Origin of the sequence: Streptomyces sp. PA03-5A, from assembly GCF_033792725.1 — a bacterium.
GTDB lineage: Bacteria > Actinomycetota > Actinomycetes > Streptomycetales > Streptomycetaceae > Actinacidiphila.
In genome coordinates this window covers 47,796-74,384 of sequence record NZ_JARAVL010000007.1, presented here as the reverse complement: position 1 = coordinate 74,384, position 26,589 = coordinate 47,796, and the positions used below count along the sequence as shown (strand labels likewise).

Sequence of the window (26,589 nt, the reverse complement as noted above, 5' to 3'; positions counted from 1 at the left end):
CCGGGCCTCAAGGGCCGAAGGGCGATCCCGGCCAGCAAGGGCCGGTGGGTCCCGCCGGGCCTCAAGGGCCGAAGGGCGATCCCGGCCAGCAAGGGCCGGTGGGTCCCGCTGGGCCGCAAGGGCCGAAGGGCGACACCGGACCGGCGGGGCCGCCGGGATCGGAACCGGTCTTCGGTCAGTTCCTCTCGACCCAGATCGTGCACGGCGCGACGCTTACTTGTGCGAGCACCACCACTACCGCAGCCAGTTCGTTGTGCAACGGGCCAATGATCAACGGTCTGAACGTCGGATTCCGGTCTGAGACTTGGCAGGCCATCTGCGCGGCCGTCACCGGTGGGGCCGTCACTGACGCCAGCGGGGATGACCCCGTCCCGACGCCCTGGGTCATCTGGACTGGCACGACATGGGCGCTCAGCTCGGACAGCGCCCTGACTCTGACCGAAGTCGCGTGCGCTCGCAGCTAGCGGCTCTGAGAGTGCCGATGCACCATCTGCCCCGCTCAGCACGCTCGTAGAGGAGGCCGGCCTCTTCGCCGGCCTCCTCCCGGCCGCCGAGGTCGCGGCCGCCAGTCGGCGCCACGGCGCAGCACAGCCGCCCGGGGCCCTTGCAGGAGTGCCGGGCCGATGCGGGGACAAAATCACCCGGTCGGCTACTGAATGTGCACGACGCAACAGGCAGGGCGATTCTTGCTGTGGGCTCGCTGCTGTCTCCGACAGCTCTCCTCTCCTGGTGATCCGGCCTCTGCCGCGCGTTGCGGGCCCCCTTGCTGGAGGTGGCGTGTTGTCTCGAATAGCCATGCCCCATGGAGCCCGAGGGCGACGCCGAGGTGGTCTGCGGATGTGGACGGTGGCCGCGAGCGTGGCCTTGGCGTCCAGTGCTCTCTCGGGTGCCGCGTACGCCGACGGTCGCGAGGCCGCCGCCGTGAAGCCCGACGCTCAAGCCGGGCTCGCCGGCCCGTGCTTCCTCTTCCCCTACTTCCCCGGGTACTGCCCCAGCCGCCCTGGCCACGGTCACCCGGGCCGCCCCGGGATACCCGGCCCACCAGGGCCTCCCGGCCCGCCTGGGCCTCCCGGATCGCAGGGACCCGCCGGACCCGCCGGACCTCAGGGGCCTCCGGGCGAGACCGGCCAGCAGGGACCTGACGGGCCCGCCGGACCTGTCGGGCCGCCGGGGCCACAGGGCCCGCAGGGCCCGCAGGGCCCGCCCGGTGTCGCCCCGGCCCACGGCCTGGTGGACTTCCAGAACGACGGTCAATTCGTGCCGCCCGCCAACGTCACCACGGTGTTCGTCCAGGCGTGGGGCGGCGGCGGGGGCGGTGGTGGAGGCGACGTTAACAACAGTGGATCCGGTGGCGGCGCCGGAGGCTTCGCTTGGTGCGTCCTTCCCGTCCAGCCGGGCACACCAGTCGCGGTGGACGTCGGCACGGGAGGCTCGGGCGCACCCCCGTCCTTTCCCGGCGATCTGGGCACACCCAGCACGGTGGACAACGGCCTCGGCGACGTCGTGACTGCCAACGGCGGCGTATTCGGGTCGCACCTCAACGGTGGCGCTGGCGGCACGGCCTTCTGTCCTGGCCAGGGCACAGTCCGACAAGGCGCCAACGGCGGAGATGGCTCGGGCGTCGCCCCGGGTGGGCCCGGTGCCCAGGGAGGCCGTCCGGCAGTGGACGGCATCATCCAGCCGGCGCCGCCGGGTGCAGGCATCGGCGGCTCAGGCGGCGCACGCGGCGTCGGCCCGGACGCCGGCGGCGAGAACGGCGGCCCCGGATACGTCGTCATCTGGTGGTAGCCACTGCACTTCGGCCGACACGCGCCACGGCGCAGCACAGCGGCCCGGAACCCCACCGAGGGGAGCCGGGCCGCTGTGCTGCATCACCGCTTGACGCGCGCGCCCGCGGACCGCGAGGACACCGAGGGCCAGGAGCGTCGGCTCACATAGCCGCGAGGCCATCTCGATGTACGTGCCCCAGGTGGTGAGGTTCTGACGAGACGAACGGAAGACCACCGAATTCACCGCGACGCGTGTGGCCACCTCCAGGCCGAAAGACCGCATCGTCGCCGAGATCGGATGGCGCTCCCGATGGGGTCGGGCCCCTGCCACCTGCCGGAATCCGAGGAGGCCGAGTAGGTGGCGGCGCCGAGGGCGCGGTCCCAGCGGGAGGAAGTCCGCCGGGCACGCACCGAAGTGCGTGCCCGGCGGGCGGCCGTCAGCCGCCGGGGGTGGGGTCCGGCGCCGGGACCGTGCGCTGGTGCGGCAGCGTTATCGCGTCCTGCTGCTCCTGACGCAGCACCACGTTCCGCGTCGGGAAGGAGATCTCGATGCCCTCCTCCTGGTAGCGGCGGTGCAGGCGCTTGATGAACTCGTGCTTGATCCGGTACTGCTCCCCGTACTCCGACGTCCGCAGGATCACCGAGAAGTCGATCCGCGACTCGCCGAAGGTGTGGAAGCGGACGACCGTCTCGTGCTCGGGGATGCCGCCCTCGACGTGGGCCATGACCTCGCCCGCGACCTCGATGGTCACCCGCTCCACGTGCTCGAGGTCGTTGCCGTAGCCCACGCCCGCCTGGACGATGAGCGACATCTGCTGCTCGGGCTGGTGGAAGTTGGTGGCGATCGCGCTCGCGAGCTTGGCGTTGGGGATGATCACCAGGTTGTCCGACAGTTGGCGCACCACGGTGTTGCGCCAGTTGATGTCGACGACGTAGCCCTCCTCGCCGCTGCTGAGACGTATGTAGTCCCCGGGCTGCACGGTCTTGGACGCGAGGATGTGGACGCCCGCGAAGAGGTTGGCGAGGGTGTCCTGCAGGGCCAGGGCGACGGCGAGACCGCCGACGCCGAGGGCGGTGATCAGGGGCGTGATGGAGATGCCCAGGGTCTGCAGCAGGACCAGGAAGCCCATCCCCAGCACGACGACACGGGTGATGTTGACGAAGATCGTCGCGGAGGCCGCGACCCCGGACCGGGCCAGCGCCAGCGACCGTACCGTCTCGGCGACCATGCGGCCCGCGGCGACCGTGGCCGCCAGGATCAGCACCGCCACGAGCACCTGGTTGACGGTGCGGTCGACGATGCGGGTCAGCGGCAGCGCCGCGGCGGCCACCCAGGCGCCCGACGCCAGTGCGGCCCACGGCACGACGGTGCGCAGAGCGGCGACGACGATGTCGTCACCGCCCCACCTCGTCGACCTGGCCCGCTCGCCCAGCCACTTCAGGGCCAGCCGCAGCAGCAGCCCCGCCAGGGCGCCGGCGGCGATCGCGGCACCGGCGACGATCAGGTCGTGCAGCGTGAGGGCGCGGTTCACCGGTCGCCTCCCCACGTGCGTACGGATTCACGCACGGGGCGCGGGGGGTGGTGTGTCGTCACTGGTCGCCTCATCGTTCGGGGACGTTCGGGGGATGTTCGGGGAGTCGCGCCGAACAGGCGTTGTCCAGGCGCGAGGTGACACATCCTGCCGCAGCGGCGACGCCGTCCGCATACGGCCCCCACCCCGGCGGCCCGATCCCGCCAAGGTCGCCGCGACCGGACGCACCGCCGGCGGGTGTGCCGGTATCCTTCCTGGTCACGATGCCCATCGCCCTTCGGCGTTGGCGGCGTTCCCGGTGAGGACTCCCCCTTGGCACCACGCTTCGACACCGCCCGCTTCCACGTGGCCACCGGCCCCGCGGCGCTCTTCGCGCGGGTGCGGCACGTGCTGCGCGAGCCCGTACGGCTCACCGCGCGCGGCCCGCACGTGACCGAGCGCCTGGAGCGCCGCGGAGCACCCGTCGAGGCGCTGCTCGCCTTCGACCCCGCGACCTGGGAGCTGGTCTCCGCGGAGGTGCGGGCCGACACCGGGAGGTGGGTCAAGGCGACGTGGCGTGTCCGGGCGGCCGGACAGGACTGGTGGGCGGTGATCGGGTTCGGCGACACCCTGGTCACCGTCATCGACGTGGCGCCGCACCGCCGGGGGCTCGGGGACGACATCGTGCGCGAGGGCCCGCTCCACGCGCGCGTGGCGGACGTCAACGAGGCCCTCATGGCGGAGGGGTGAGCCGACCCGACGCGGTCCGGCCCCGCCCCCCGGGGATCGTGGGGGCGGGGCCGGGCGCGCCGGCTACCGGGTCACCGTGCCCGCGGGGGCCGGGGCGTACCCGGCGGGGCGGGTGGTGAAGGTGCCGCGGCCCTGGGTGCGGCTGCGCAGGCGGGTCGCGTAGCCGAACAGTTCGGCCAGCGGCACCGTCGCCGTGACGACCGCCGTGCCGGAGCGCGTCGTCGAGCCGGTGACGCGGCCGCGGCGGGCGGCGAGGTCGCCGAGGACGGTGCCCACGGCGGCGTCGGGGACGGTGACCGTGAGCTCGACGACCGGTTCGAGCAGGGCCATGACGCCGCTGCGCAGCGCCTCCCGGAGCCCGAGGCGGCCCGCGGTGCGGAAGGCCGTCTCGGAGGAGTCGCGGGAGTGCGTGGCGCCGTCGGTCAGGGTGACCCGCACGCCCGTGACGGGGTGGCCGCCGAGGGGGCCCTCGGCGAGGGCGTCCCGGCAGCCGGCCTCGACCGCGCGGACGAACTCCTTCGGCACCCGCCCGCCGACGACCGTCGAGACGAACGCGAACGCGGACTCCCCGGACGGCTCGACGTCCAGGACGACGTGCGCGAACTGCCCCGCGCCGCCCTCCTGTTTGACGTGCCGGAAGACCAGCCCCGGCACGCCGCGCACGAGCGTTTCCCGGTAGGCAACCTGTGGCCGTCCGACGCGGACGTCCAGCCCCCGCTCGCGGCGGATCTTCTCCACGGCCACCTCCAGGTGCAGTTCGCCCATGCCGGACAGGACGGTCTGCCCCGTCTCGGGGTCGGTCCGCACGGCCAGCGAGGGGTCCTCCTCGGCCAGCCGGGCCAGGGCCACCGCCAGGCGGTCGGTGTCGGTGTTGCGGGCGGCCTCGACCGCGACGAAGACAACGGGCTCGGCCACGGACGGCGGTTCGAGGACCAGGGGTGCCCCCGGGGCGCACAGGGTCGCCCCCGCGGCGGCGGACTTGATCCCGACCACCGCGACGATGTCCCCGGCGACCGCGGCGTCGACGTCGACGTGCCGGTCGGCCTGCACCCGCAGGATCCGGCCGATCCGCTCGGTGCGTCCGGCGCGCGTGTCCAGCACGGCGTCCCCCTTCCTGATCGTCCCCTCGTACACCCGCAGGTAGGTCAGCCGCCCGGTGGCGGTGACGTTCACCTTGAACACCAGCGCCGTGAACGGCGCCGCAGGGTCGGCCGCCTGACGTACCGCCGGGACGTCCAGCGGCGACGGCAGGTAGTCGACGACGGCCTCCAGGAGCGGTTCGATCCCGCGGTTGCGGTACGCCGAGCCGCACAGCACCACGACGCCGTCGCCAGCCAGCGTCAGGTCGCGCAGCGCGGAGCGCAGCGTCGCCTCCGACAGCGCCGACCGTTCGCAGAACTCCTCGAACGCGGCCGCATGCAGCTCCGCCACCGTCTCCTCCAGCGCACGGCGGCGCCGCAGCGCCTCCTCACGCAAGTCCTCCGGCACCGGGCCCTCGGCGTACGTGCCGTGGCCGTCGGCCCACACCAGGGCGCGCATGCGCAGCAGGTCCACGACGCCCGTGAAGCCGTCCTCACGCCCGATCGGCAGCTGGACGACGAGCGGCACGGTGTGCAGCCGTTCGCGCAGCGAACCGACGGCGGCGTCGAGGTCGGCGCCGGCGCGGTCCAGCTTGTTGACGAACGCGATCCGCGGCACGCCGTGCCGGTCGGCCCGCCGCCACACCGACTCGCTCTGCGGCTCCACGCCCGCGACGGCGTCGAAGACGGCGACCGCGCCGTCCAGGACGCGCAGGGAGCGCTCCACCTCGTCGGAGAAGTCGACGTGGCCCGGGGTGTCGATCAGGTTGAGCCGGTGGCCGTCCCAGTCGCAGCTCACGGCGGCGGCGAAGATGGTGATGCCGCGGTCGCGCTCCTGCGGGTCGAAGTCGGTGACGGTCGTGCCGTCGTGGACCTCGCCGCGCTTGTGGGTGGCGCCGGTGAGGTAGAGGATCCGTTCGGTGACGGTGGTCTTGCCCGCGTCGACGTGGGCGAGGATGCCCAGGTTGCGGACGGCGGTCAGCGGATTGACGGTGCGCATGGCCCGGTGGCCTTTCGGGTGATCCGGAGAGTGGGCGGCGCGATTCCCGGACGGGACGGCCCGCGTGCGGGCCGTGGGGATGCCCCCGTGCACGTCGACCGGGTCGCGGCAGGGCGTACCCGGCCGTCGGCCCCGGCCCCGGCTCCGCTGGTGCGGTTGCGGGTGTGCGGGGGTCAGATGGTCGTCGCGGACTTCCGGTGCCGGCCGCGCAGCGGGCACCGGGCCTGCGAAGACACCAGGATCACCTCATGGCGTGACGGGGGCACGACGGCTGCGGTGCGGTAACGCACGGCCGGGCTCCCTTCGTTCGTCACGGAGCGCGCCACGGTGTCGGGGGGCGCGCGATCAACGCGAGTGTAGTGAGCGGGACCGGATGGGGGCACCGGGTTTTTCCGGGGAGGCCCGAACCGTCCCGGCCGCCGCCGCATCGGCGCGCCCCCGACGGTTACCGGTGCCACGACATCGGCGCGTGCGGACCGTGAGCAGCGGCACGAGAGGGCGTGCGCGACCCGTGCACCCGACTCCCCGCCCCGGTCCACGGAATCCGGTCGAGGACCGGTGCCGCCCGGCGACGGGTGCGGATCGAGCGGGCTTCACGCGCCCTGCGGAGTTGTGCCGCCACGGGCCGCGCGCTACCTGACGGAAGGCCATCAGGGCCCGCTGCGCGGGCCCCTCGGACGCAGGCTTCGCCCCCGCGCCACCGCCGTTGCGGCGGGCCCAGGACGGTCAGGCCCCCACCGCCACCGGCACCCGCACGCATGCTCCGTCCGGGTCCCGGCCCGGCGGAACCCTTCCCCCGGCTTCACCGCCACAGACGCGGGGAGCAGCGTGCCGGTACGACCACTCCGCACGGACACGGTCCGCAGCCTGGACGGCGTGCGCCGACCGGGAGCCACGCGGCCCGCGCCGCCGCCGTGACGGGCCAGGACGAACCGGAAAGGCCCACCTGCCGGTTGGGCCGCCTCATGCCGGGAGGCCGGCCCTCGGGAGTCACCCGGAGCTCAGCCGCTGGACGAACCGCAGGCGCCCGGCCAGGCGTAGCCGGGCAGCAGGTGCCGCCAGCGGGCCGGGACGGAGGGGCCGGCGAGGCGACAGAGCACGGCGGTGCGGTGGCGGACGTCCGGGTCCCAGAGGCGGATGGTGCCGTCATTGCCGGCGCTGGCCACGGTCGCGCCGTCGGGGCTGAAGGCGACGCTCCACGCGGCGCGGGTGTGCCCGGTGAGGGTGGCGGTCAGGCTCCGTGCCGCCGGGTCCCACAGCCGTACGGTGCGGTCGTTGCCGCTGCTGGCGAGGGTGCGGCCGTCGGGTGAGAAGGCGACGCCCCGGACGGACCCGGTGTGGCTGGTGAGGACCCCTGCGGCGCGGGCCCGCGGGACGTCCCACAGGCGGACGGTGCCGTCGTTGCCGCCGCTGGCGAGGGTCCGGCCGTCCGGGGCGAAGGCGACGCCGCGCACGGAACCGGTGTGACCGGTCAGGACGGCCGCGCGGCGCCCCGTCGCGGGATGCCACAGGCGGAGCGTCAGGTCGTCGCTGCCGCTGGCCAGCAGTCGGCCGTCGCGGCTGAAGGCGAGGCAGTTCACGAAGTCGGTGTGCCCGGTGAGGGTGGCCGCGCGGCGCCCGGTCGCGGTGTCCCACAGGCGCACCGTGCGGTCGGCGCCGCCGGTCGCGAGGGTGTGCCCGTCGGGGCTGAAGGCGAGCGCGAAGACGGCGCCGTCGTGGCCGCGCAATATGGCGCGGCTCCGCCGGGTCCGGGTGTCCCACAGCCGTACGGTGCGGTCGGCGCCCGCGGAGGCGAGCAGCCGGCCGTCGGGGCTGAAGGCGACGTCGTAGACGGGGCCGCTGTGCCCGGTGAGGGTGGACGCGGGGGCGTGGCGCGCCATGTCCCAGACCCGTACGGTGCCGTCGCCGCCGGCCGAGGCCAGGGTGCGCCCGTCGGGGGCGTAGGCGGCCTTCCACACCTCGGTGACGGGTGAGGCGCCCAGCGTGCTGCGGCTGAGGTCCCACAGGACGACGGTGCGGTCGAAGCCCGCGGTGGCGAGGAGGTCGCCGTGGGCGGCCACGGCGACGGACAGCACGTAGTCGGTGTGGCCGGTGAGGGTCTCGACGGGCAGGTGGGTGTGGACGTCCCAGCGGATGACGGTGCCGTCGCCGCCCGCGGAGACGACCGTGTGGCCGCCGGGCCCGAAGGCGAGCCCGTTCACGTCGTCGTCGTGCCCGGCGAGGGTGGTGGTGCGGCGCGGCGCGGCGACGTCCCGCAGGCGCACGGTGCGGTCGGCGCCGCCGCTGGCGAGGGTGCGTCCGTCCGGGCTGAAGGCGAGGGCGAGCACGTCGCCGCTGTGGTCGCGCAGCACGGCCGTGCTCCGGCGGGTCCGGGTGTCCCACAGGCGCACCGTGCGGTCGGCGCCCGCGGAGGCGAGCGTCCGGCCGCCGGGGCGGTAGGCCAGCGCGAGGACCTCGTCGGTGTGCCCGGTAAGGACGGCCTTCCGGCGTCCGGTCGCGGCGTCCCACAGCCGTACGGTGCCGTCGGCTCCGGCCGAGGCCAGCGTGCGGCCATCGGGTGCGAATGCCACGGCGCGTACGGGTCCTTGATGTTCGGTCAGCACGGCGACCGTCCGGCGCTCCGGTACGGACCACAGCCGCAGGGTGCCGTCGGAGCTCGCCGAGGCGAGCAGCCGGCCGTCCGGCGAGAAGGCGACCGACCGGACGGGCCCGCGGTGGCCGGTGAGGACGCCCGCCGCGGTCCGTCCGGCGACGTCCCACAGCCGTACCGTCCGGTCGGAGCCCGCCGACGCCAGCAGCCGGCCGTCCGGGGAGAACACCACGGCGTTCACGGCGGCCGTGTGGCCGGTCAGCCGCCCGGCGAAGGCGTTGGCCTGCGTGCTGAGCAGGGCGCTGCGGGCCTCGGTGGTGGGGGCGGTGCGGTAGGCGGCCTCGGCCAGCAGCATCGCGGCCTCCGGCCGCCCGGCGGCCAGTTCGGCGGAGCGGGCGGCCATCGCCTGGGAGAGCGCCGTGGCGCGCTGCCGGTCGGCGCCGAGGCGCTGCTCGACGGCGACGCCGCCCGCCAGTACCGCCAGCACCAGCAGGACGGCGAGCACGACCAGCCCGGTCCGCTGCTGCCGGGCCCGGCGCCGTACGAGGGTGCGCCGCAGGTCCTCCTCGTGGGCGGCCGCGGCGAGGAAGTCCGCCTCCACGGGGCCGAGTTCGCCGTCGCGACGGCCGGGGCCCGCGGCCCACTCGCGGGCGGCGGCCAGTCGTGCGCCGCGGTGGAGCAGCGCGGGGTCGCGGCCCTCGCGTTCCCATTCGCGGGCGGCCGCGGCGAGTTGCTGGTGCAGCAGGAGGTCGGCGCGGGCGGCGTGGATCCAGGTGCGCAGGCGCGGCCAGGCCCGCAGCAGCGCCTCGTGGACGATCTCGACGTGGTCGGTGCCGACGGTCAGCAGGCGCGCGGCGACGAAGGAGTCGAGCGCGGTGCGGGCCGCGGCGGTGTCCGGCAGCCCGTCCAGCAGGTCGGCGGTGTCGCGGGGGCGCCGCGACTGCTCGTTGTCCTCGCCGACACGGACCAGCCTCAGCAGCATCCTGCGGGCGGCCAGTTGCTCGGCCGGGGACAGGGCGGTGAACAGCGCCTCGGCGGCGGTGGCGACGGAGCCGTGGATGCCGCCCGCCGCGAGATAGCCCTCGACGGTCATGGTGCGGCCCGTGCGCTGCCGCCAGGTGGCCATCAGGGCGTGCGCGAGCAACGGCAGCGCGCCGGGGTCGCCGCCGGGCCGGACGGCACCCGCCGGGTGCCCCGGGGAGTCCGGCGACTCCGCAGCGCCCAGGTCCCGCAGCAGGACCTCCACCAGTCCCGGTTCGAGCTCGGTGCCCTCCTCGCGCGCCGGGCGCACGATGCATTCGCGCAGCTCGTCCGGGCTCATCGCGCCCAGCGCGAACAGCCCGTCGCTGATGACGGGGACGAGCGCGGGGTACTCCAGGCAGCGTCCGGTGACGTCGGCCCGGATCCCGAGGACGACGAGGGCGTCACCGGTCGCGGCGAGCCCGGTGAGGGCGGCGATGAAGGAGCGCCGCTCGGCCTCGTCCTCGCAGAGCGTGAACGTCTCCTCGAACTGGTCCACCACGACGACGCATCCTCCGCGCGGCGCGGCGACGAGGACGGCGGCACGCGCGGAGGGCGGCCCCTGTTCGCCCGGGTCCTGCGGCGTTCCGCCCGCGGCAGGCTCCAGGGCCTGCTCCAGCGCGTGCCCGAGGGAGTCCAGGGGCCGCGCGGTGGGGGTGCAGAAGGCGACCGGCCACCGGCCGTACGGGCCGTCGGCCAGGGCGGGGAGCAGCCCGGCCCGGAGCAGCGAGGACTTCCCGGCCCCGGAGGGGGCGACCACGGCCAGCGGGCCCTGGCCGGCCCGTCGTCCGAGGCGTTCCACCAGGTCCGCGACGGCGCGTTCGCGGCCGAAGAAGCGCCCCGCGTCCTCGGTGCCGTAGGCGGACAGCCCGGGATAGGGGCAGGGCGACGCCTCGTCATCGGCCCCTGACAGCCGGGTACTTCGCGGCCCGGACTCGGGCGGCAGCAGGGCGAGCAGTGTCCCGCCGGCCTCCAGCGCCTCGTCGCAGCGCCGGGCGACGTCGGCGTTGACCGGCTTGCCGCCCGTCTCGATCTTGCTCAGGTACCCCTTGCTGTAGTGGGTGCGCCGGGCCAGCGCCGACAGCGACAGGCCGCGCTCCAGGCGCAGTTCGCGCAGGGCCGGGCCGAAGGGCTCGGTCGGCCTGTGTGGTGTCCGGTCCATCCCGTCCCCGCCGCGTACGGCGCGGAGGGCGCCGTCCCCTGTCCCCGGCCGCCTGACCGGCGTGCCCGTCGGAAGGTGAGGAGTGCGCGGGGCGGGGCGTGGTTCCCAGGGTCGCGGGCGAAGGGGTGCGCACGGTCGAGAAATGGCCACGGTCCGGCGGGCCCCACCGCCCCCGAGAGCGGTGGGACCACGCCGGCCGTGGCGGACCGGGGTCGCTCAGATCGCGCCGCCCGGGGCGCCGCAGCTCGGCACACCGGACAGCCAGGCGTCGCCGCGCATGTAGATGTTGCTGATCCAGCCCTGGTACTCCGGCAGGTACGACCAGGCGTCGTTGGTGTAGCCCTCGGCCGTCACCGACTCCGCGTGCTTCTGGCAGGACACCGCGACGTTGGTCGGACCGGCGAGCCGGACCACCACGGCGGACCCGGTCGCCGGGTAGGCGTGGACCGCCACGCCGGTGCCCCAGGTGCCGTACGGGCTCGCCCCGGCCGGCGTGGAGGTGCCCTTGCCGTCGCAGGCGGGGACCCCGGCCAGCCAGGCGTCGCCGCGCATGTAGATGTTGGTGACCCAGCCGCCGTACTGCGGCAGGTAGGACCAGGCGTCGTTGGTGTACCCCTCGGACGTCACGGTCTGCGCGTGCGTCTGGCAGCTCACGGCGACGCTCGTCGGGCCGGCCAGCCGGGCCACCGTGGTGCCGGTGGTCGTGGACGGTTCCGAGCGGACCGCCACGCCGGTGCCCCAGGTGCTGTAGGCGCCGCCCTGCGAGATGTCGCCGCCGCCCCCGGAACCGGTCTGCGGGTCGTAGGCGGAGCCGGTGCAGGCGGGCACCTCGGGCAGCCAGGCCGGCCCCCTCAGGTAGATGTTGCTGATCCAGCCGCCGCGGTTGGACAGGTACGTCCAGGCGTCGTTGGTGTAGCCCTCGGCGGTGACGGTCTCCCCGTGCTGCTGGCACGTGGCGTACACCAGGTCCGGCCCGGACAGCCGGGTCACCAGTGCCGCCGCCTTGTTGGGGTGCTGCCGTACGGCCACGTCGGTGCCCCAGGTGACCTGGAGGCTGCCGTCGTAGCCGGGCGGCTCCGTGAAGGGGCTGCCCTGCGGCATGCGCGCCACCCCGACCAGGCGGTTGTTGTCGATGCGCGCGTTGATGTCGATCACCCGGACGGGGTGCTGCGACTGGTACGCCTCCACGACGTAGCCGCCGCCGAGGTAGAGCATCACGTGGCTGATGCTGTCAACCGTGCCGCCGACCCCGGTGAACACGATGTCCCCCGGCTCCAGGTCGGAGACGGCCGGCTTGCCGCCCCCGCTGCCGTGCACCGCCTGGTAGGTGCGCCCGGCACTCTGGTACATCGACTTGGCGGTGCCGCCGCCGAGGATGTCCCACCCGACGGCCTTGTACCAGGCCCAGCGGACGAACCCCGAGCAGTCGAAGCCGCGGGTGTACGGGTCGTTCCAGGTCTCTTCCAGGTCGTGGATGTCGATGGTGCCGTAACTGGCGCCGGGCGCGGGGCCGTGCCCGCCGCCCCAGGTGTACAGCGTGCGGTTGCGCCACTCCTGGCAGGCCGCGTCCGCGGCCCGGTGCGCCTCGTCGGAGGCGATGCCCTGCAGGCTGCACCAGTTCTGCTCCCCGGTCCCGGCCGCGCGGGCGGCGGCGGCCGGGACGAGCGCGAGGAGCAGGGCGGTCACCACGGCGGCGACCAGCCCGCCTCCCCAGCGTCGTGCTCTCATGCGGTCTTCCCCCAAAGACGGGGCGGCGCCCGGCGCCGCCCTCGGTCGCGTGTCGGCCCTCACGGTGACCCCTGACGGACCGCCGGCACCAGGGGTTTCCCGTTTCCTCTTCGCCTCCCGGCCGGAGAGCCCCTGGTGGGCGGGGTCGGCCGCGCCGGACCGGCCGGATCTCGGGGAGGCGCTGTCCGAACGCGCGGAGGGCGGTCGGGCCGTACAACCGCGTATGCGGTCGCGTTCAGCCGGGTTGGAAAAACGCGAGCATCTTCTTGCCGGCGTCCGGCGACATCAGCAGTTCCTGGATGTCCGCGGACATCCGGGCGGCAGCGCCGGTGCGTTCGAACATCTCGCGCTCGTACTCCCTGACGGCGGCGGGGAAGTCGTCCGGGTGCGCGGCCAGCGCGAGACCGAGCAGGGCGCCGTCGAGCAGCGCCATGTTGGCGCCCTCCCCCACCGGCGGCATCAGGTGCGCGGCATCGCCGACCAGCGTGACGTCCGGCGTCGACGGCCAGGTCAGGCCGACCGGGAGGGTGCTGATCGACCTCGGGACGACCGTGTCGTCGCAGGCCGCGATCAGCGCGGTGAACCGCGGGTCCCAGCCGGGGAGCAGGTCGATCAGCCGCGCCCGCGCGGCGGCCGGGTCGTCGAACGGGATCCCGCTGGTGGCGAACCAGTCCTCGGGGGTGTTGTAGAAACTGAGGCCGATGCGGACGCGGCCGTCGCCGTTGCGCTGCGCCGCCAGGGACAGTCCGTTGCCGAGCACCCAGTAGTTGCCGCGCCCGACCATCGCCGCGAGGTCGGGGTGCGTGCGGTCGATGTCGGGGATGCCGACCTCGACGACGTTCTGGCCCATGTGCGCCGGGCGGGCGTCGGTGAGCAGCGGGCGGACGCGGGACTGCGCGCCGTCCGCGCCGACCAGCAGGTCATACGTCGCGCTGCTGCCGTCGGCGAAGTGCAGCAGGCCGTTGTCGGCGGACGTGAACGCGTGCCCCCAGCGCACCACGTCGTCGGGGAGGGAATCCAGCAGCAGGTCGCGCAGGTCGGCGCGGTCGACCTCGGGTCGCGCGAGCGGGGCGTCGTCGGGCGTGTCCTCCTGGAGCAGCAGGGTGCCGTCCGGCTCGAGAAGACGCATGTCCTGGCCTTCACCACGGGCGATCGCGTGGAACCGGTCGATCAGACCGGCCTCGCGCAGCGCCCGCTGGCCGGAGTGGATGTCGAGCATGCCGCCCTGACCGCGCGCACCGCGTGACGACTCTCGTTCGTACACGACGCAATCCATGCCGTTCACGTGCAGCACACGGGCGAGAGCCAGGCCGCCGAGGCCGGCTCCGACGATGGCGATGGTCATGGCCGCTTCTCCTTCGATACACCGTACTGACCGATACACTGTATCGGTCCGAGGCGATGTATGGTGAGCGGCATGTTGGTGTGGGAGAGGCCGGAGCCACCGAATCGACCTGTGCCGGCCCCGTTGAGCCGGGAGCGGATCGTGCGGGCGGCGATCCAACTGGCCGACGCGGAGGGCCTGGACGCGGTGTCGCTGCGCAAGGTCGCCACCGCACTGGACGTCCGTCCGATGCGGCTGTACGGCTACATCGCGAGCAAGGAGGAGTTGCTCGACCTCATGGTCGACGCCGTCCACGCCGAGATCCGGCCGGCCGGGGACGGCTGGCGGGAGGTGCTCCGGTCCCTTGCCGAAGCCACCCGGCACGCCGCCCACGAGCACGAATGGCTCGCCGACCTCCTGGGTGGCCGACCCCAGCTCGGGCCGCACGCGCTGGCCAGTGGGGAGACCGTGGTGGCCGCACTGGGCGGGGTCGACGTGGACGCCGTCATGCCGGTGGTCGCCGCGGTCAACGCGTACGCGATCGGCGCGGTGCGCCGTGAGGTCGCCGAGCGGCGCGCGGAGCGGGCCACCGGGATGGACGAGGCGCGTTGGCAGGCCTCACTCGGGCCCTATCTGGAGCGGACCTTCGCCACCGGCCGATTCCCCGCGCTGGCCACGGTGGTGCGCGATGCCGCCCACCTGGACGCCGACCACACCTTCCGAATCGGCCTCGACTTCCTGCTCGACGGCATTGAGGCCCGCATGTCGAAGTGACGCGCGGCCGAAGCGGGTCCACGCAGGGCGTGGGTTCGCGTGCGGGTCGTGTGCACGAAGTCCTCCGGGAATGGGGTGGATTGCCCGCGCCGGGGAGCCGCCGCCCGCGTCACGGCGGGCACTTGTCTTGATCTCGCCGTACGGGTGCCACTCCCGGGCGACCCGGCCGCCACCGCCCAGGGGTTTCCGGGCGGTTTCCCGTTGCCCGCGCGACAGGCGACCTGTGGTTGCATTCCCGGGTGGACGAGGCGACGGCAGGTGCGGCGATCCGGGTCCGGCGGCGGGAGGAGGGCGACCTCGACGCGTGCGTGCGGGTGCTCGCCGCGGTCCACGACCGGGACGGCTACCCGGTCGACTGGCCCGCCGCACCGGCCGCGTGGATCTCCGGGGCGGCATCCCTCGCCGCGTGGGTCGCCGAGTCGGACGGTGTCGTCGTGGGTCACGTCGGCCTCGGGGCGGGCAGCGGGAGCGACGCCGCGCCGGGGCTGTGGAGCGCGCGCGAGGGCGCGGCCGCCGGACCGGCCGCGGTCGTGGGCCGGCTGTTCGTCGCGCCGGGGGCCCGCGGCCACGGCATCGGGGCCCTGCTGATGGCCGCGGCCGTCGAGGAGGCGCGGCTGCGCGGACTGCACCCGGTGCTCGACGTCGTCGCGTCGGACACGGCCGCGGCCGCCCTGTACGAGCGGCTGGGATGGACGCTGCTGGCCACCGTCGAGCAGCGGTGGGGCCCGGACCGGCGGGTGGCCGTCCGCGCCTACGCCGCGCCGCGACCGGGCGGCTGACCGGCGCCTGCGGCGCGTCCGCCGCGGTTCAGCGGCGGACGCGGACGCCGTCGAGGGCGACGGAGAGGATGCGGTCGCGCTGGGCGTCGTCCGCGAAGTGCGTCGCGGAGATGCCGGAGACCATGCGGAGCAGGTCGTCGAAGGAGATGTCGGCGCGTGCCTCGCCGGCCTGCTGGGCGCGGTCGAAGAGCGGGCCGCCGGCCTGGAACATGGAGTCGCGGCAGGCCAGGAAGACGTCGGACTCGTTGTTGAGGGCCTCGCGGATGGCGCGCTTGGTCACGGTGTAGTCGACGAAGCGGCCCAGCCAGGAGGTGAGCGCCTCCCACGGCTCGCGGTCGGCGACCTCCTGGGCGACCCGGCACAGGTCGTTGACCTCGTCCGCGTAGACGGACTCGAAGAGGTGCCGCCGCGTGGGGAAGTTCCGGTAGAGGGTGGCGATGCCCACGCCCGCGCGACGGGCGATGTCCTCCAGCGAGGCCTCGGCGCCGTTCTCGGCGAAGGCCTCGCGGGCGGCCGCGAGCAGGGCGTCGTAGTTGCGCGCCGCGTCCCTGCGGTGCGGGCGCTGGGACGCGACGATCGCGCTGACGGGGAACGTGTCGGCCGTCACTGCTGCCTCCTGACCGGAAGTTTGAAGTGGAGGGTAGCCTCCGCTACAGTGGAGGCATACCTCCACTTTACCAGTCGGGGTGTCGTTCCCGTCGCCGCGTGCCCGGCACGCGGCGGTCAGGCGTACGCGCCCCGGCGTGACCCCTTCCACGGGCCCTGCGTCGGCGCATCGCCCGTCCCCCGACTGTTCCCAGGCTTTCCCCGGCGGCCGCCGCGCGCGGTCGCCGTCCCCAGGCTGCCCACGCGGCCCGTACGACCACGGCCGGACGGTCCCGGCCACGCCCCCGTTCGGAATCGGAGAGGCTTTCCATGCCACGCAAGTCCACCCGCCTCACCTTCGCGGTCCTCGCGACCGGTGCGGGCGTGTTCTCCATGCTCCAGTCGCTGATCGCGCCGGCCCTGCCGACCGTCCAGCACGCCCTGCACACCTCGCAGTCCACCGCGACCTGGGTGATGACGGCCTACCTGCTGTCGGCCTCGGTCTTCACCCCCATCCTCGGCCGGGTCGGCGACCTGGTCGGCAAGAAGCGCACCCTCGTCGCCGTCCTGGTGGTCCTGACGCTCGGCTGCCTGCTCGCCGCGCTCGCGCCGTCCATCGGCGTACTGATCATCGCCCGCGTCATCCAGGGCATCGGCGGCGCACTGTTCCCGCTGTCCTTCGGGATCATCCGGGACGAGTTCACCGCGAGCGAGGTGGGCCCGAGCATCAGCAACCTGTCCGCCGTCATCGCCGCGGGCGGCGGCGTCGGCATCGTGGCGGCCGGCCCGATCGTCTCGGCGCTCGACTACCGCTGGCTGTTCTGGCTGCCCGTCGGCGTCGTCGCGATCACCGCGCTGATCGCCTTCCGTTACGTGCCCGAGTCCCCGAGCCGGGCCGAGGGACGCGTCAACTGGCTCGGCGCCGTCCTCCTGTCGGGCTGGCTCGTGGCCCTGCTGCTGCCGCTCAGCCAGGCCACCCAATGGGGCTGGACCTCCGGCCGCGCCCTCGTCCTGTTCGCCGCCGCGGTCGTCCTGTTCGCCCTGTGGCTGACGGCCGAGGCCCGTTCCCGCCACCCCCTGATCGACCTGCGCATCATGCGGCTGCGCGCCGTGTGGACCACCAACGCCGCTGGTCTCCTCTTCGGCGCGGGCATGTACTCGATCTGGTCCTTCCTCCCCGGCTTCGCCCAGACCCCGAGCGCCGCGGGATACGGCTTCGGCGCCAGCGTGACGGGGGCCGGGCTGCTGATGCTGCCGATGCTGGTGGCGATGTTCCTCTCCGGCGTCCTCAGCGGCCGCCTGGAGCCCGTGGTCGGCGCGAAGCGCCTGCTCACGGCGGGTGCCGCGCTGGGCGCGGTGGCCTGCGGCTTCCTCGCCGCCTGGCACGACCAGCAGTGGCAGGTGGCCTTCGCGGCCGGCGTCTTCGGCCTCGGCATCGGCCTCGCCTTCGCCTCGATGGCCAACCTGATCGTGCGCAGCGTCCCGGCCGAGCAGACCGGCGCCGCGAGCGGCATGAACGCCAACATCCGCACGATCGGCGGTTCCATCGGCGCCGCGGTCACCAGCGTGCTGGTCACCAGCCGGCTCCAGCCCTCCGGCCTGCCCTACGCCTCCGGCTACACCCACGCGTTCAGCCTGCTGTCGGTGCTCTGCCTGGCGGCGGCCCTGGCCGCGCTCCTCGTCCCGGTCCACCGCGCCACCGCCCGCCACGCCGCGGCCGCGACCGCGCCGGCCCCGGCGGAAGCCGAACCCGTGGCGTCCGGCGCCCGCGGCTGACGGACACCCTCGGGCGGGTGCGGCACCTCACGCAGGCCGCCGCACCCGCCCGCGGCCATTGCCGCCGCGGTCATCGACCGGTTCCGGTTCCCGGCCGCCTGATGGGCGACCCTCGCGGCGCTCCTCGCCCCGGCCCACCGCCCGTCACACCGCGGGCCGGGCCTCACCGGTCACGGCGGAAGCCGCACCCGCCTGCGGCCGCGATCACCAACCGGCCCCGATCTCCCGGCCCGCCGCAGGCAAGAGCGCGGACGCGCAACGCGCCCTACCCCGGCCACCGGCCCCCGGGTAGGGAGCCGGCCGTCACTCCCCCGGTTCGGACAGGTGCTCACGCCGCCACTTCGGGTGCCGCTCGTAAATCTCGACCCACTGGGACCAGGCCGGGTCGGCCAGCATGATGGCGAGGGCGTCCTCGGGGCTGCACCGCCCGGGGCCGAGCACCTGGCGGGTGATGACGACGGCGACCGGCGGACCCACCTCGGCGGCCAGCCGCTTCTGCAGACCCGCCATGCCCTCGCGGTCGTGGACGCCGCGGTACTCGGCGAGCCAGGGCGCCATCCACCAGGCCCGCAGGGCGGCGCCCTGCGGGGCGGCGTCGAACGTCGGGGCCAGGGCCGTGGTCAGGCGGCGGCCGTACGCGGTCGCGTCGCCGCCGAGCCGGGGGTACTCCGCCGCGAAGTGCCGCCACTCCACCTCCGGCACCAGGTCCCCGAGCGCGTCCGCGGTGACGGGGTGCAGCGCGTACCAGCCCTCGGCGTCGAGGAAGACGTCACGCAGCACCTCCGGCCGCAGCCGGCAGGACTCGGCGAGCAGCACCGCGTCGTACAGGTCCTTGCCCTGCGGATGCCTGTCGCTGACCAGCCACATCAGCTTCCACGCCAGCGACAGTTCCGGGGAGACCCCGAGCACCGCGGCCTGCGGGCCGTCCGCCGACAGGGCGGGGAGCGGGAAGCGCTCCGGCGGCGTGGGCAGCCGCTCGTTGAAGACGACGTCGAGCTGGACGATCCCGCCGGGCAGCCCGTCCGCCGTCCAGGGCAGGACGAGCCGGCGCCCGGGCACGCGGTCGTACGTCCAGATGTCCTCCGCGACCGCGTCCGCGGCGGAGATCCGTACCGGCCCGGACGCGGAGACGTGCCCGGCCGCGCGGGCGATGCCCTCGAACAGCCCGGTCGTGCGCGGCTCCTCGATCCGCCACTCCCGCGGAACGACGACGAAGTCCAGGTCGCCGGGCTCCCGCGCGGCGTCCCCGAACCAGGCGCGCAGCAGCCTGCTGCCGCGCAGCACCAGATGCTCCGCCCACGGCGAGTCCGCGACGGCCGCGAGCACGAGGTCCGTCGCCCGGCGGCGGGCCTCAAGCCAGCGCGCCTCCACCCCGGCGTCCGGGAAGTGCGGGTCGGCCGCACGGTACGCGTTGGGGTACTGCTGCAACGCCGGGTCGAACACCGGCCGCTGCACGGCCCGCGCGTCCTGGACGGCCCGCAGTGTCAACGGCACGCCCGCCCGCAACCGTTGCCGGTGGTCGAGCGGCGCCTGCGGCACCTCCGTGGCCGTCCAGTCGAAGCGCTTCCACGAACGGTCCATGGCGCGGCCCCCTCTTCTCCGGATTCCCGTCGCCGGGTCCAAGCCTCACGAACCGCCGCGTCCCCCCGCAACTCCGTTCCGCTCCGCGGCGCCGCCGTCCGGTTGCGCGGCGCAATGATCGGTGACGTCGCGCCGCGAGCCGAGTACCGTACGCGCAATGCGGATCCTGCATCTCTCCGACACCCATCTCGATCGCTTCGGTGCGCCGAGGGCGGGTGGTGTCAACGCGAGGGAGTCGCTGCGCGGTCTGCTGAACGACCTGGAGCCGGTCGCGGACATCGACGTCATCGTCATCAGCGGCGACATCGCCGACGACGGGTCGCTGGACGCGTACATCTCCGTGCGCGACATCGTCCGGGACTTCGCCCTGCGGCGGCGGGCGCCGGTGTTCTACAGCACCGGCAACCACGACGAGCGCCGCGCCTTCGCGCGGGCGCTGGGCAGCGGGCACCTGCGCCCCGAGGGCGGCAACCACGCCCGGGCGATGCTCACCTCGCCCGCCGGGGAGCGGGCGGCCGTGAGCCTGGTCGACGGCTTCCGCTTCATCACCCTGGACTCGCTCGTGCCGGGCATGGGGTACGGCCTGCTCGGCGGGGCCCAGCTCGACTGGCTGCGCGAGGTCCTGGCCACCCCGGCCCCCATGGGCAGTGTGCTGGTGCTGCACCATCCGCCGATCGCGCTCGACGTCGAGGTGCAGCACGCGCTGGGACTGCGGAACGCCGGCGAGCTGGCCGACGCGATCCGCGGTACGGACGTGCGGCTGATCCTGTGCGGCCACTTCCACCTCCAGCTGTCCGGGCACCTGGAGTCGGTGCCGGTGTGGGTGACCCCGGGGGTCGTCGGGCGGGTCGACCTCACCGCGCCGCCCGGTACCGAGCGCGCCGTCCGGGGGGCCTCGGCCACCCTGGTCCAGATCGGCGCCCACGGGGGGCCGTTGTTCCACACCCTCCACGCACGCGACCCGAGGGCGGGCGAGACGATCTACGAGCTCGACCGGGAGCAGCTCCGTACGATCATCGACCGGCTCGGGCCGAACGCCTGGACCGCACCCGGGAACTGACTCCCGGAGGACTCGGCCTCACCGCACGTCACGGCGCGAACACCCGCCGCGGCGAACGAAAGGGAAATCCCCGGGGAATTCGGTCCTGTTCGAGGACCCGGATCACGCCAACTTTGTTCGCAACAGCAAACGCTGACCCTCGCACGCCCCAGGGCCCCGCGGCACCCCGTGCCGCCGTCCGCCCGGTGACCGCGACGGCGGACCCCCGGTAACGCCGGAGCCGGGCCGTGGCCGGAATCCACCCGCCCCGACCGGCCCGCCGAGAGTTATTACCCACGGGTAGTAGCGTCGACTCCAGCGCGCAACACACAACTGGTCCGATCGACCGAACCTGCCCATGCACGGTGAAACGCCGGGAAGACCAACGGAGTTGTTGTCCGATGCCAGTCTTACAAGCACCCACGGACGAGCGCGCCACCCACCGCGGCGGCGACGCCGCGGTGACCTGGACCGCCCGCCTGCGGACGGTCGAACAGGACCCCTTCTTCTTCGACCACCCCCTCGACCACCTGCCCGCGGCCCTGCTGATCGACGGGGCCACCGAACTCGTCGAGCGCATCGCCGGGGCGGACGCGGACTCCCGTCCCGCCTGGCGGGTCCACGCACTGGAGCTGGAGTTCGGCCGCTTCACCGAGAAGCACCTCCCCGTGGAGATCACCGCACGTGCCCTGCCCGGGACGCCCGGCGGGTGGCGCGTCCACTGCCTGCAGCAGGACCGCGCGGTCTGCGACGGACGGATCCACGCGGTGGCCGTCCCGGCCCCGGGGAGCCCGGGCGCCGTGGGACTGCCCGGACCGCGGGCCGGCGAGGACCGGGGGCCGCGCCGGGACACCATGGTCGCCCCCGAACTGGTCCACCGCCACCGGCCCGAGAACGTCCTGCTCGCCGGCTACCGCAACCACGGCCCCGGCGGCTACAGCGCCGAGTTGCTCTCCCCGCCCCGCGGTCACCATCTGCGCGCCCGCTCCCGCGGAACCGGCGTGGAGCTGCGATCGCTGACCGAACTCACCGAGGCGGCACGGCAGTTCGTGACGCTGCTGGGCCACCAGTCACGCCGGGTGGACTTCGACCGCCGCTACGTCGTGGCCTCGCTGCGCGCCGCCACCGCCCGTCCCGTACGCCGCGCCGAGCGGGTCCGGCTGTGGACGGACTCCCTGCCCCCGGTCTGCGGCGGTGACGTCCGCGTCCGGTTCAGCGCGAGCGGCGGTCCGGTCGGCGAGGCCCGCTTCAGCGGGTACGCGATGTCCCCCGCCGCGTACCGCAGGCTGCGCGGCGCCTCCGCGGGAGGCACCCGGTGACCCCGGATGCCGGGACGGGCACCCGCCCGGCACCCCCGCCGCGGCACGAGCGCCGCCCCCGCCTAGAGAGTCTCTTCCCGCCCGCTCTGTTCGCCGCCGGACTGGTGGCCCTGGGCTGGGCCCTGATCCGGGAGGGCGGCCACTGGTCCGAGCCCCGGCACCGCGCCCAGGCCGTGGTGATCGGCCTCTACCTGCTGTGGACCCTCCTCGAACTGCGCGTCACCTTCCGTGCCGCCCCGCGGGCCGGCGGCGGCGACGACCGCGGCACCATGCAGTGGTACGGGGCGGCCCGCGGCGCAGTGGTGGCCGCCGCCCTCTTCGTGGCGCCCTGGTGGCAGGGCTGGGGGCCCGGCCAGTGGTTCGCGACGGCCGTGTTCGTCTGCGGTGCCGCGCTGCGCCTGGCCGCGATCCGCCGGCTCGGCCGCTTCTACTCGCACAAGGTGCGCACCCTCGGCGACCACGAGGTCGTGACCGACGGCCCCTACCGGGTGGTGCGCCACCCCGCCTACAGCGGCATGGTGCTGGCGCACGCGGGCTTCGTCGGGGTCCTGGCCAACCCGCTGAGCGTGGCCGCGTTCCTCGCGCTGCTGCTGCCCGCCGTCGTGCTGCGCATCCGCGCCGAGGAGCGGGCCTTGGCCGACCTGCGCGGGTACGCCGCGTACGCCCGGCACCGCAAGCGGCTGATCCCGGCGGTGTGGTGACCGTGACCGTGACCGACGACAGGGGCCGGCGCGCCCGCCGGCGTCCCAACGCCCTCGTCCCGCTGCTGGACGGGAAACGGATGACCGCCGACGACTGCGGGTACAAGTTCGCGCGGCTCGCCCGGATGCGCGAGGCCGGACTGACCGTGCCCGCCTTCTTCGTCCTGCCCGCGGACTGGCACCGCGCCCTCACCCGGCCGCTGCGCCCGCGCATCGACGCCCTGCTGCGGTCGACGGACTTCGCCGACCCCGCCTCCGTCCGGGCCGCGGCCGCCGGGATCCGCGAGCTGTACGCCGGCGCGCCCCTGCCGCCGGAGGCCGAACGGCGGCTGCTCGCCGCCTTCGACGAGGTGATCGGCCCCGGCGCGCCGGCCGCCGTACGGGCCTGCACCGTGGGAGTCCACGGGGAGGACTCCGCCGAGGACCCCTTCGCGGGGCTCAGCGACAGCTTCCTGCAGGTGCGCCGCGCCGCGCTCGTCGACCGGGTCCGGGCCTGCTGGGCCTCCGGGCACAACGCGGAGGCCCTGCTCTACCGGCACGCCCGCGGCCTGCCGGTGGACTCCGGCGGCACCGGCGGCGTCGCGGTCGCCGTCGGCGTCCAGCGGATGGTGCCGGCGGAACGCTCCTTCGTGATGTTCACCTGCGATCCGGGGACGGGCGCCGCCGACACCCTGATCGCCGCGGGCCTGGGCCTGGGCGAAGGCGTGGTGCAGGAGAAGGTCGGCGTCGACCACTACTTCCTGCGCGGCCCGGAGCAGCGGCTGGAGCGCGTCGTCGCCACCAAGCCCGAACGCCTCGTCCCCGACCCGCGGCGCCCCGACGCCGGACCGGTGCCGCAGCCCGTGCCGCCGGAACTGCGCGACGCCCCCGTCCTCGACGACCCGCTCGTACGGGAACTGGCGGCCCTCGGCCGCACCGTGCAGAAGCTCTTCGGCGGGCGGCCGCAGGACGTCGAGGGCGCCGTCACCGCCGACGGACGGGTGCACCTCGTCCAGTCCCGCCCGGTCGCGGTGGACCTGCGGCTTCGCCGGCTGTGGAGCAGCGCCAACGTCACCGAGAGCTTCCCCGGACCCACCACCGCGCTGACCTACTCCTTCGCGCAGCGGTTCTACCGCACGATCTTCCACGACCTGTACCGCAGGCTGGGCGTGCCGGCCCGGACCCTCCACGACGACGAGCCGTACCTCGAGCGCATGATCGGCCTGCACCGCAACCGGATCCACTACGACCTGGAGTCCTGGTACCGGCTGCACGGCCGGCTCGCCGTCTTCCCGTGGTTCCGCGCCTCGTGGGAGTCGATGATGGGCCTGGCCGAGGGCAGCGGCCCCGCCCCGGCGCCCGCCCCCTCCCCCGTGCGGCTGGTCCGTCCAGTGGCCCGGGTCGTCCGGCTGATCGCCGGTCACCACCGGTCCATGACGGCCTTCGAGAAGTGGTGGGAGGCGCTGATCGCCGATCGCCGGGGCGCCGACTGGTCGGCCGTCGATCCGCTCGCCCGCATCCAGGACCACCGCGAGGTGTGGCGGCAGGCCGGCAACCACTGGGGCGTCACCCTCCTCAACGACTCCGTGCTCGGCGCCACCGCCGGCATCACCGGCCGGCTGCTCGCGCGCTGGGCGCCGCACGAGGGCCCCGGCCTCCTCAGCGACCTGCTCTGCGGCGACGAGTCCAACCGCAGCAGCGAGGCGGTGATGTCGCTGCTGCGGCTGGCCGGAGCCGTACGCCGGGACCCGCGGCTGTCCGCCGCCCTGCGCTCCGGCCCGGAGCCGGGCCCGGAGCTCTGGCGTGCCGTACGGGACGGCGCGTACGGGCGGGAAACACGGGCGGCCGCCCTGGAGCACCTCGACCGCTACGGCGACCGCGGCCTGCACGAACTGAAGATGGAACGGCCCAACCTCCGCAGCACCCCCTGGACGCTGCTGCGGATGGCCGGAGAGCACGCCGCCGGCGGCCTCGACGGGCCCGCCCTGCGCGCGGCCGAACTACGGGTGCGCGCCGCGGCCGAGGAACGGCTGGCCGCCGCGCTCGGCGCCCGCTCGCCCCGGCTGCGGCTGGTGCGCGCGCTGCTGACGGCCCTGCGCCGGGCCATCACCCACCGGGAGAACTCCCGTTACTTCCGCAGCGAGCTCTTCGGCTACAGCAAGGCGGTCTTCGCCTCGCTGGGCGAGGACCTGCACGCGCGCGGGGTGCTGCGCGACCCCGGCGACGTCGTCCACCTCACCCAGGACGAACTGTTCGGCTGGTACGACGGCAGCGGGGTCAGCGGCAACCTCCAGGCGCTCGCCGACGTCCGCCGCGCCGAGTACGAGGCCCCCGGGCCGGACCTGCCGCCGGGCTTCACCACCCTGGGCCCGGTCCGCGACCGGCTCCCCGGCGGCCCGGCGGCGACGACCGCCTCCGCCTCCGGCGGGCACGGCGACGGCGACGGCGACGGCGACGGCGACGGCGACGGCGAACTCTCGGGGCTGGGCTCCAGCGGCGGGGTCGTCCGCGGCACCGCCCGCGTCGTCCTCGACCCGTTGCGGCCCGTCGAACCGTGCCCGGACATGATCCTGGTGGCCCGGGAGACCGACCCCGGCTGGCTCTTCCTCATGCTGGGCGCGCGCGGGCTGGTCGTGGAACGCGGCACGCTGCTCTCGCACACCGCCATCACCGGCCGCAAGTTCGCCATCCCCACGGTCGTCGCCGTCTCCGGTGCCACCACCGTCATCCCCGATGGCGCGCTCATCGAGATGGACGGCTCCACCGGGCGCGTCAAGATCCTCGCGCCCCCGCCGGACCGGGAGGGGGACCGATGAGGACGGCGACCGCGCTCGTCCGTTTCACCGTCCAGGTCTTCACCCCGTACGTGTACGTCCCCTACGCCACGCTGTGGGTGCTGTCGCTGGAGGCCGCCGCCGCGGCGGCGACCCGCACGCCCTGGCACCCCGGCGCCGGCACGGCGGTGCGCTGCGCCTCGGCCGTCCTGGTGCTCTTCTGGCTGCGGGTGGTCGACGAGCAGAAGGACCTCGACTACGACCGTGCGCACAACCCGGACCGCCCCCTGGTGCGGGGCACGGTCACCGTCGCCCAACTGCGGTCCGCGATGGGCGCCGTGGCGCTGCTCCTCGTCACGCTGAACGCGGCGCTGTCCCCGGTGTCGCTGCTCCCGCTCACCGCCTGCCTCGCGTACTCCTGGCTGCTGGTGGTGCTGGAGCGGTGGTCCCCCCGCCTCCGGGACGGCGTCCTGCTCAACCTCGCCGTCACCCACCCGGTGCAACTGCTGCTCAGCGTGTACGTCTACGTCTCCCTGACCGCCTCCACGCCCGTGCCGGCCCGCTGGCACGCGCTGCCGCTGCTGCTCGTCCCCGCCTGCGTCTTCCTGCACTTCGAGTTCGCCCGCAAGACCCGCTGGCGGTCCGAGCCCGGCTCCCGGACGTACTCGGGCGTCATCGGCCCGGTGCCCAGCGCCCTGACGGCGCTGGGCTGGGCGGTGCTCGCCACCGTGCTGGCCGCGGCCCTGCTGCGCGACCCCCGGGCACTGCTCCCCTGCGCCCTGCTCGCCCTGCCGGTCATGGCGGCGCTGCGCTTCCTGCGCCACCGCACGGCGGCCTGGCCGGTGCCCGCGGCGATGGCCTTCGTCGTCGGCTTCCTGTCCGCCCTGCTCACCTCGGCGTTGCTCATCCAGTCCGCGGCGCCCGGAGGCCCCCGATGACGACCCTTGGCGACCGGCAACTCCGCCGCCACCGGGCGGAGTTGCCCTGCGTCCCGCCGGCCCTCCGGGGCTCGGCAGCGCCCGGCTGCCCCCGCCATCACACCGCCGCCCGGCCGGCGTGCGTCCCCGCCGCCCCCGGAGGCCCGCGATGACGACCACCGCCAACCACCAACCCTGCGGCCCGCGACCGGACTTACGGCCACCGGGACACCGCCGCCCATCCACGGCCCTGCCCAGCGCTCCGCTGGCCCTCCCGACCTCGGCAGCACCGGACTTCCCGCACTGCCGTGTGGCCGGCGCCCGCGGCAATGGCTTGCGCCGTCAGCTTCCCCGCCGCCCCCGAGAGGCCCGCGATGACGACCGCCGCCAACCACCAACCCTGCGGCCCGCGACCGGACTTACGGCCACCGG

17 protein-coding genes are annotated in these 26,589 nt (G+C 74.8%); 10 read left to right on the top strand and 7 right to left on the bottom strand.

All coding sequences use genetic code 11. The annotated features are described in order from the left end of the window. The first annotated feature begins 1,230 nt into the window (after window positions 1–1,230). Window positions 1,231–1,788: a glycine-rich domain-containing protein gene (locus tag PV410_RS10285; RefSeq protein WP_499515105.1), complete on the top strand. Its 558-nt coding sequence runs from the start codon at window positions 1,231–1,233 to the stop codon at window positions 1,786–1,788. 418 nt (window positions 1,789–2,206) lie between these two features. Here PV410_RS10285 and PV410_RS10280 read toward each other — a convergent pair whose 3' ends face one another. Beyond that, the gene (locus PV410_RS10280; RefSeq protein ID WP_500323763.1) at window positions 2,207–3,301 is read right to left on the bottom strand and encodes a mechanosensitive ion channel family protein; all 1,095 of its coding nucleotides are present in this window, start codon (window positions 3,299–3,301) and stop codon (window positions 2,207–2,209) included. Between the two features lie 312 nt (window positions 3,302–3,613). Here PV410_RS10280 and PV410_RS10275 point away from each other — a divergent pair, with 312 nt between their 5' ends. Beyond that, the gene (locus tag PV410_RS10275; RefSeq protein WP_500323762.1) at window positions 3,614–4,030 is read left to right on the top strand and encodes a hypothetical protein; all 417 of its coding nucleotides are present in this window, start codon (window positions 3,614–3,616) and stop codon (window positions 4,028–4,030) included. A gap of 63 nt (window positions 4,031–4,093) precedes the next feature. Here PV410_RS10275 and fusA read toward each other — a convergent pair whose 3' ends face one another. The 4 genes from fusA to PV410_RS10255 form a co-directional block, all read right to left on the bottom strand. Continuing rightward, complete coding sequence (fusA, locus tag PV410_RS10270; protein ID WP_500323761.1) at window positions 4,094–6,109, bottom strand: elongation factor G; 2,016 nt, start codon at window positions 6,107–6,109, stop codon at window positions 4,094–4,096. A gap of 1,001 nt (window positions 6,110–7,110) precedes the next feature. Further along, the gene (locus PV410_RS10265; RefSeq protein WP_500323760.1) at window positions 7,111–10,881 is read right to left on the bottom strand and encodes an nSTAND1 domain-containing NTPase; all 3,771 of its coding nucleotides are present in this window, start codon (window positions 10,879–10,881) and stop codon (window positions 7,111–7,113) included. A gap of 216 nt (window positions 10,882–11,097) precedes the next feature. Continuing rightward, window positions 11,098–12,609 carry an NlpC/P60 family protein gene (locus tag PV410_RS10260; RefSeq protein ID WP_500323759.1) on the bottom strand — a complete coding sequence of 504 codons (1,512 nt, stop codon included), beginning with the start codon at window positions 12,607–12,609 and terminating at the stop codon, window positions 11,098–11,100. A 235-nt stretch (window positions 12,610–12,844) separates the two neighbouring features. Next, on the bottom strand, window positions 12,845–13,954 hold the full coding sequence (locus PV410_RS10255) for an FAD-dependent oxidoreductase (protein ID WP_500323758.1): 1,110 nt from the start codon (window positions 13,952–13,954) through the stop codon (window positions 12,845–12,847). 72 nt (window positions 13,955–14,026) lie between these two features. On the opposite strand from PV410_RS10255, the gene PV410_RS10250 reads away from it, so the two are divergent. Continuing rightward, on the top strand, window positions 14,027–14,707 hold the full coding sequence (locus PV410_RS10250; protein ID WP_500323757.1) for a TetR/AcrR family transcriptional regulator: 681 nt from the start codon (window positions 14,027–14,029) through the stop codon (window positions 14,705–14,707). Window positions 14,708–14,946: 239 nt separating this feature from the next. Continuing rightward, window positions 14,947–15,486, top strand: coding sequence for a GNAT family N-acetyltransferase (locus PV410_RS10245; RefSeq protein WP_500323756.1), 540 nt, complete (start codon window positions 14,947–14,949; stop codon window positions 15,484–15,486). Between the two features lie 28 nt (window positions 15,487–15,514). Here the strand turns inward: PV410_RS10245 and PV410_RS10240 are convergent, their stop codons facing one another. Next, the gene (locus PV410_RS10240; RefSeq protein WP_499515095.1) at window positions 15,515–16,093 is read right to left on the bottom strand and encodes a TetR/AcrR family transcriptional regulator; all 579 of its coding nucleotides are present in this window, start codon (window positions 16,091–16,093) and stop codon (window positions 15,515–15,517) included. Window positions 16,094–16,401: 308 nt separating this feature from the next. On the opposite strand from PV410_RS10240, the gene PV410_RS10235 reads away from it, so the two are divergent. Beyond that, window positions 16,402–17,847, top strand: coding sequence for an MFS transporter (locus PV410_RS10235; protein ID WP_500323755.1), 1,446 nt, complete (start codon window positions 16,402–16,404; stop codon window positions 17,845–17,847). Window positions 17,848–18,150: 303 nt separating this feature from the next. On the opposite strand, the gene PV410_RS10230 is transcribed toward PV410_RS10235, so the two are convergent. Then, window positions 18,151–19,428 (bottom strand): nucleotidyl transferase AbiEii/AbiGii toxin family protein, encoded by a 1,278-nt coding sequence (locus PV410_RS10230; protein WP_500323754.1) that lies wholly within the window; start codon window positions 19,426–19,428, stop codon window positions 18,151–18,153. A 157-nt stretch (window positions 19,429–19,585) separates the two neighbouring features. Between PV410_RS10230 and PV410_RS10225 the strand changes: the two genes are divergently transcribed. The 5 genes from PV410_RS10225 (at window position 19,586) to PV410_RS10205 (ending at window position 26,178) form a co-directional block, all read left to right on the top strand. Next, window positions 19,586–20,488 carry a metallophosphoesterase family protein gene (locus tag PV410_RS10225; RefSeq protein ID WP_500323753.1) on the top strand — a complete coding sequence of 301 codons (903 nt, stop codon included), beginning with the start codon at window positions 19,586–19,588 and terminating at the stop codon, window positions 20,486–20,488. Window positions 20,489–20,868: 380 nt separating this feature from the next. Continuing rightward, window positions 20,869–21,786 carry an AfsA-related hotdog domain-containing protein gene (locus PV410_RS10220; protein ID WP_500323752.1) on the top strand — a complete coding sequence of 306 codons (918 nt, stop codon included), beginning with the start codon at window positions 20,869–20,871 and terminating at the stop codon, window positions 21,784–21,786. Then, entirely contained in the window at window positions 21,783–22,487 is a 705-nt protein-coding gene (locus tag PV410_RS10215; RefSeq protein WP_500323751.1) for a methyltransferase family protein, read from the top strand. Before PV410_RS10220 ends, PV410_RS10215 begins: the two co-directional genes overlap by 4 nt. A gap of 8 nt (window positions 22,488–22,495) precedes the next feature. Further along, entirely contained in the window at window positions 22,496–25,282 is a 2,787-nt protein-coding gene (locus tag PV410_RS10210) for a PEP/pyruvate-binding domain-containing protein (RefSeq protein ID WP_500323750.1), read from the top strand. Further along, complete coding sequence (locus PV410_RS10205; protein ID WP_500323749.1) at window positions 25,279–26,178, top strand: UbiA prenyltransferase family protein; 900 nt, start codon at window positions 25,279–25,281, stop codon at window positions 26,176–26,178. Before PV410_RS10210 ends, PV410_RS10205 begins: the two co-directional genes overlap by 4 nt. Window positions 26,179–26,589: the final 411 nt, after the last annotated feature.

Coding starts and splice junctions, on each gene's coding strand:
- PV410_RS10225 (WP_500323753.1), top strand. CDS start 19,586: ATGCGGATCCTGCATCTCTCCGACACCCATCTCGATCGCTTCGGTGCG.
- PV410_RS10255 (WP_500323758.1), bottom strand. CDS start 13,954: ATGACCATCGCCATCGTCGGAGCCGGCCTCGGCGGCCTGGCTCTCGCC.
- PV410_RS10230 (WP_500323754.1), bottom strand. CDS start 19,428: ATGGACCGTTCGTGGAAGCGCTTCGACTGGACGGCCACGGAGGTGCCG.
- PV410_RS10235 (WP_500323755.1), top strand. CDS start 16,402: ATGCCACGCAAGTCCACCCGCCTCACCTTCGCGGTCCTCGCGACCGGT.
- PV410_RS10250 (WP_500323757.1), top strand. CDS start 14,027: ATGTTGGTGTGGGAGAGGCCGGAGCCACCGAATCGACCTGTGCCGGCC.
- PV410_RS10260 (WP_500323759.1), bottom strand. CDS start 12,609: ATGAGAGCACGACGCTGGGGAGGCGGGCTGGTCGCCGCCGTGGTGACC.
- fusA (WP_500323761.1), bottom strand. CDS start 6,109: ATGCGCACCGTCAATCCGCTGACCGCCGTCCGCAACCTGGGCATCCTC.
- PV410_RS10205 (WP_500323749.1), top strand. CDS start 25,279: ATGAGGACGGCGACCGCGCTCGTCCGTTTCACCGTCCAGGTCTTCACC.
- PV410_RS10265 (WP_500323760.1), bottom strand. CDS start 10,881: ATGGACCGGACACCACACAGGCCGACCGAGCCCTTCGGCCCGGCCCTG.
- PV410_RS10220 (WP_500323752.1), top strand. CDS start 20,869: ATGCCAGTCTTACAAGCACCCACGGACGAGCGCGCCACCCACCGCGGC.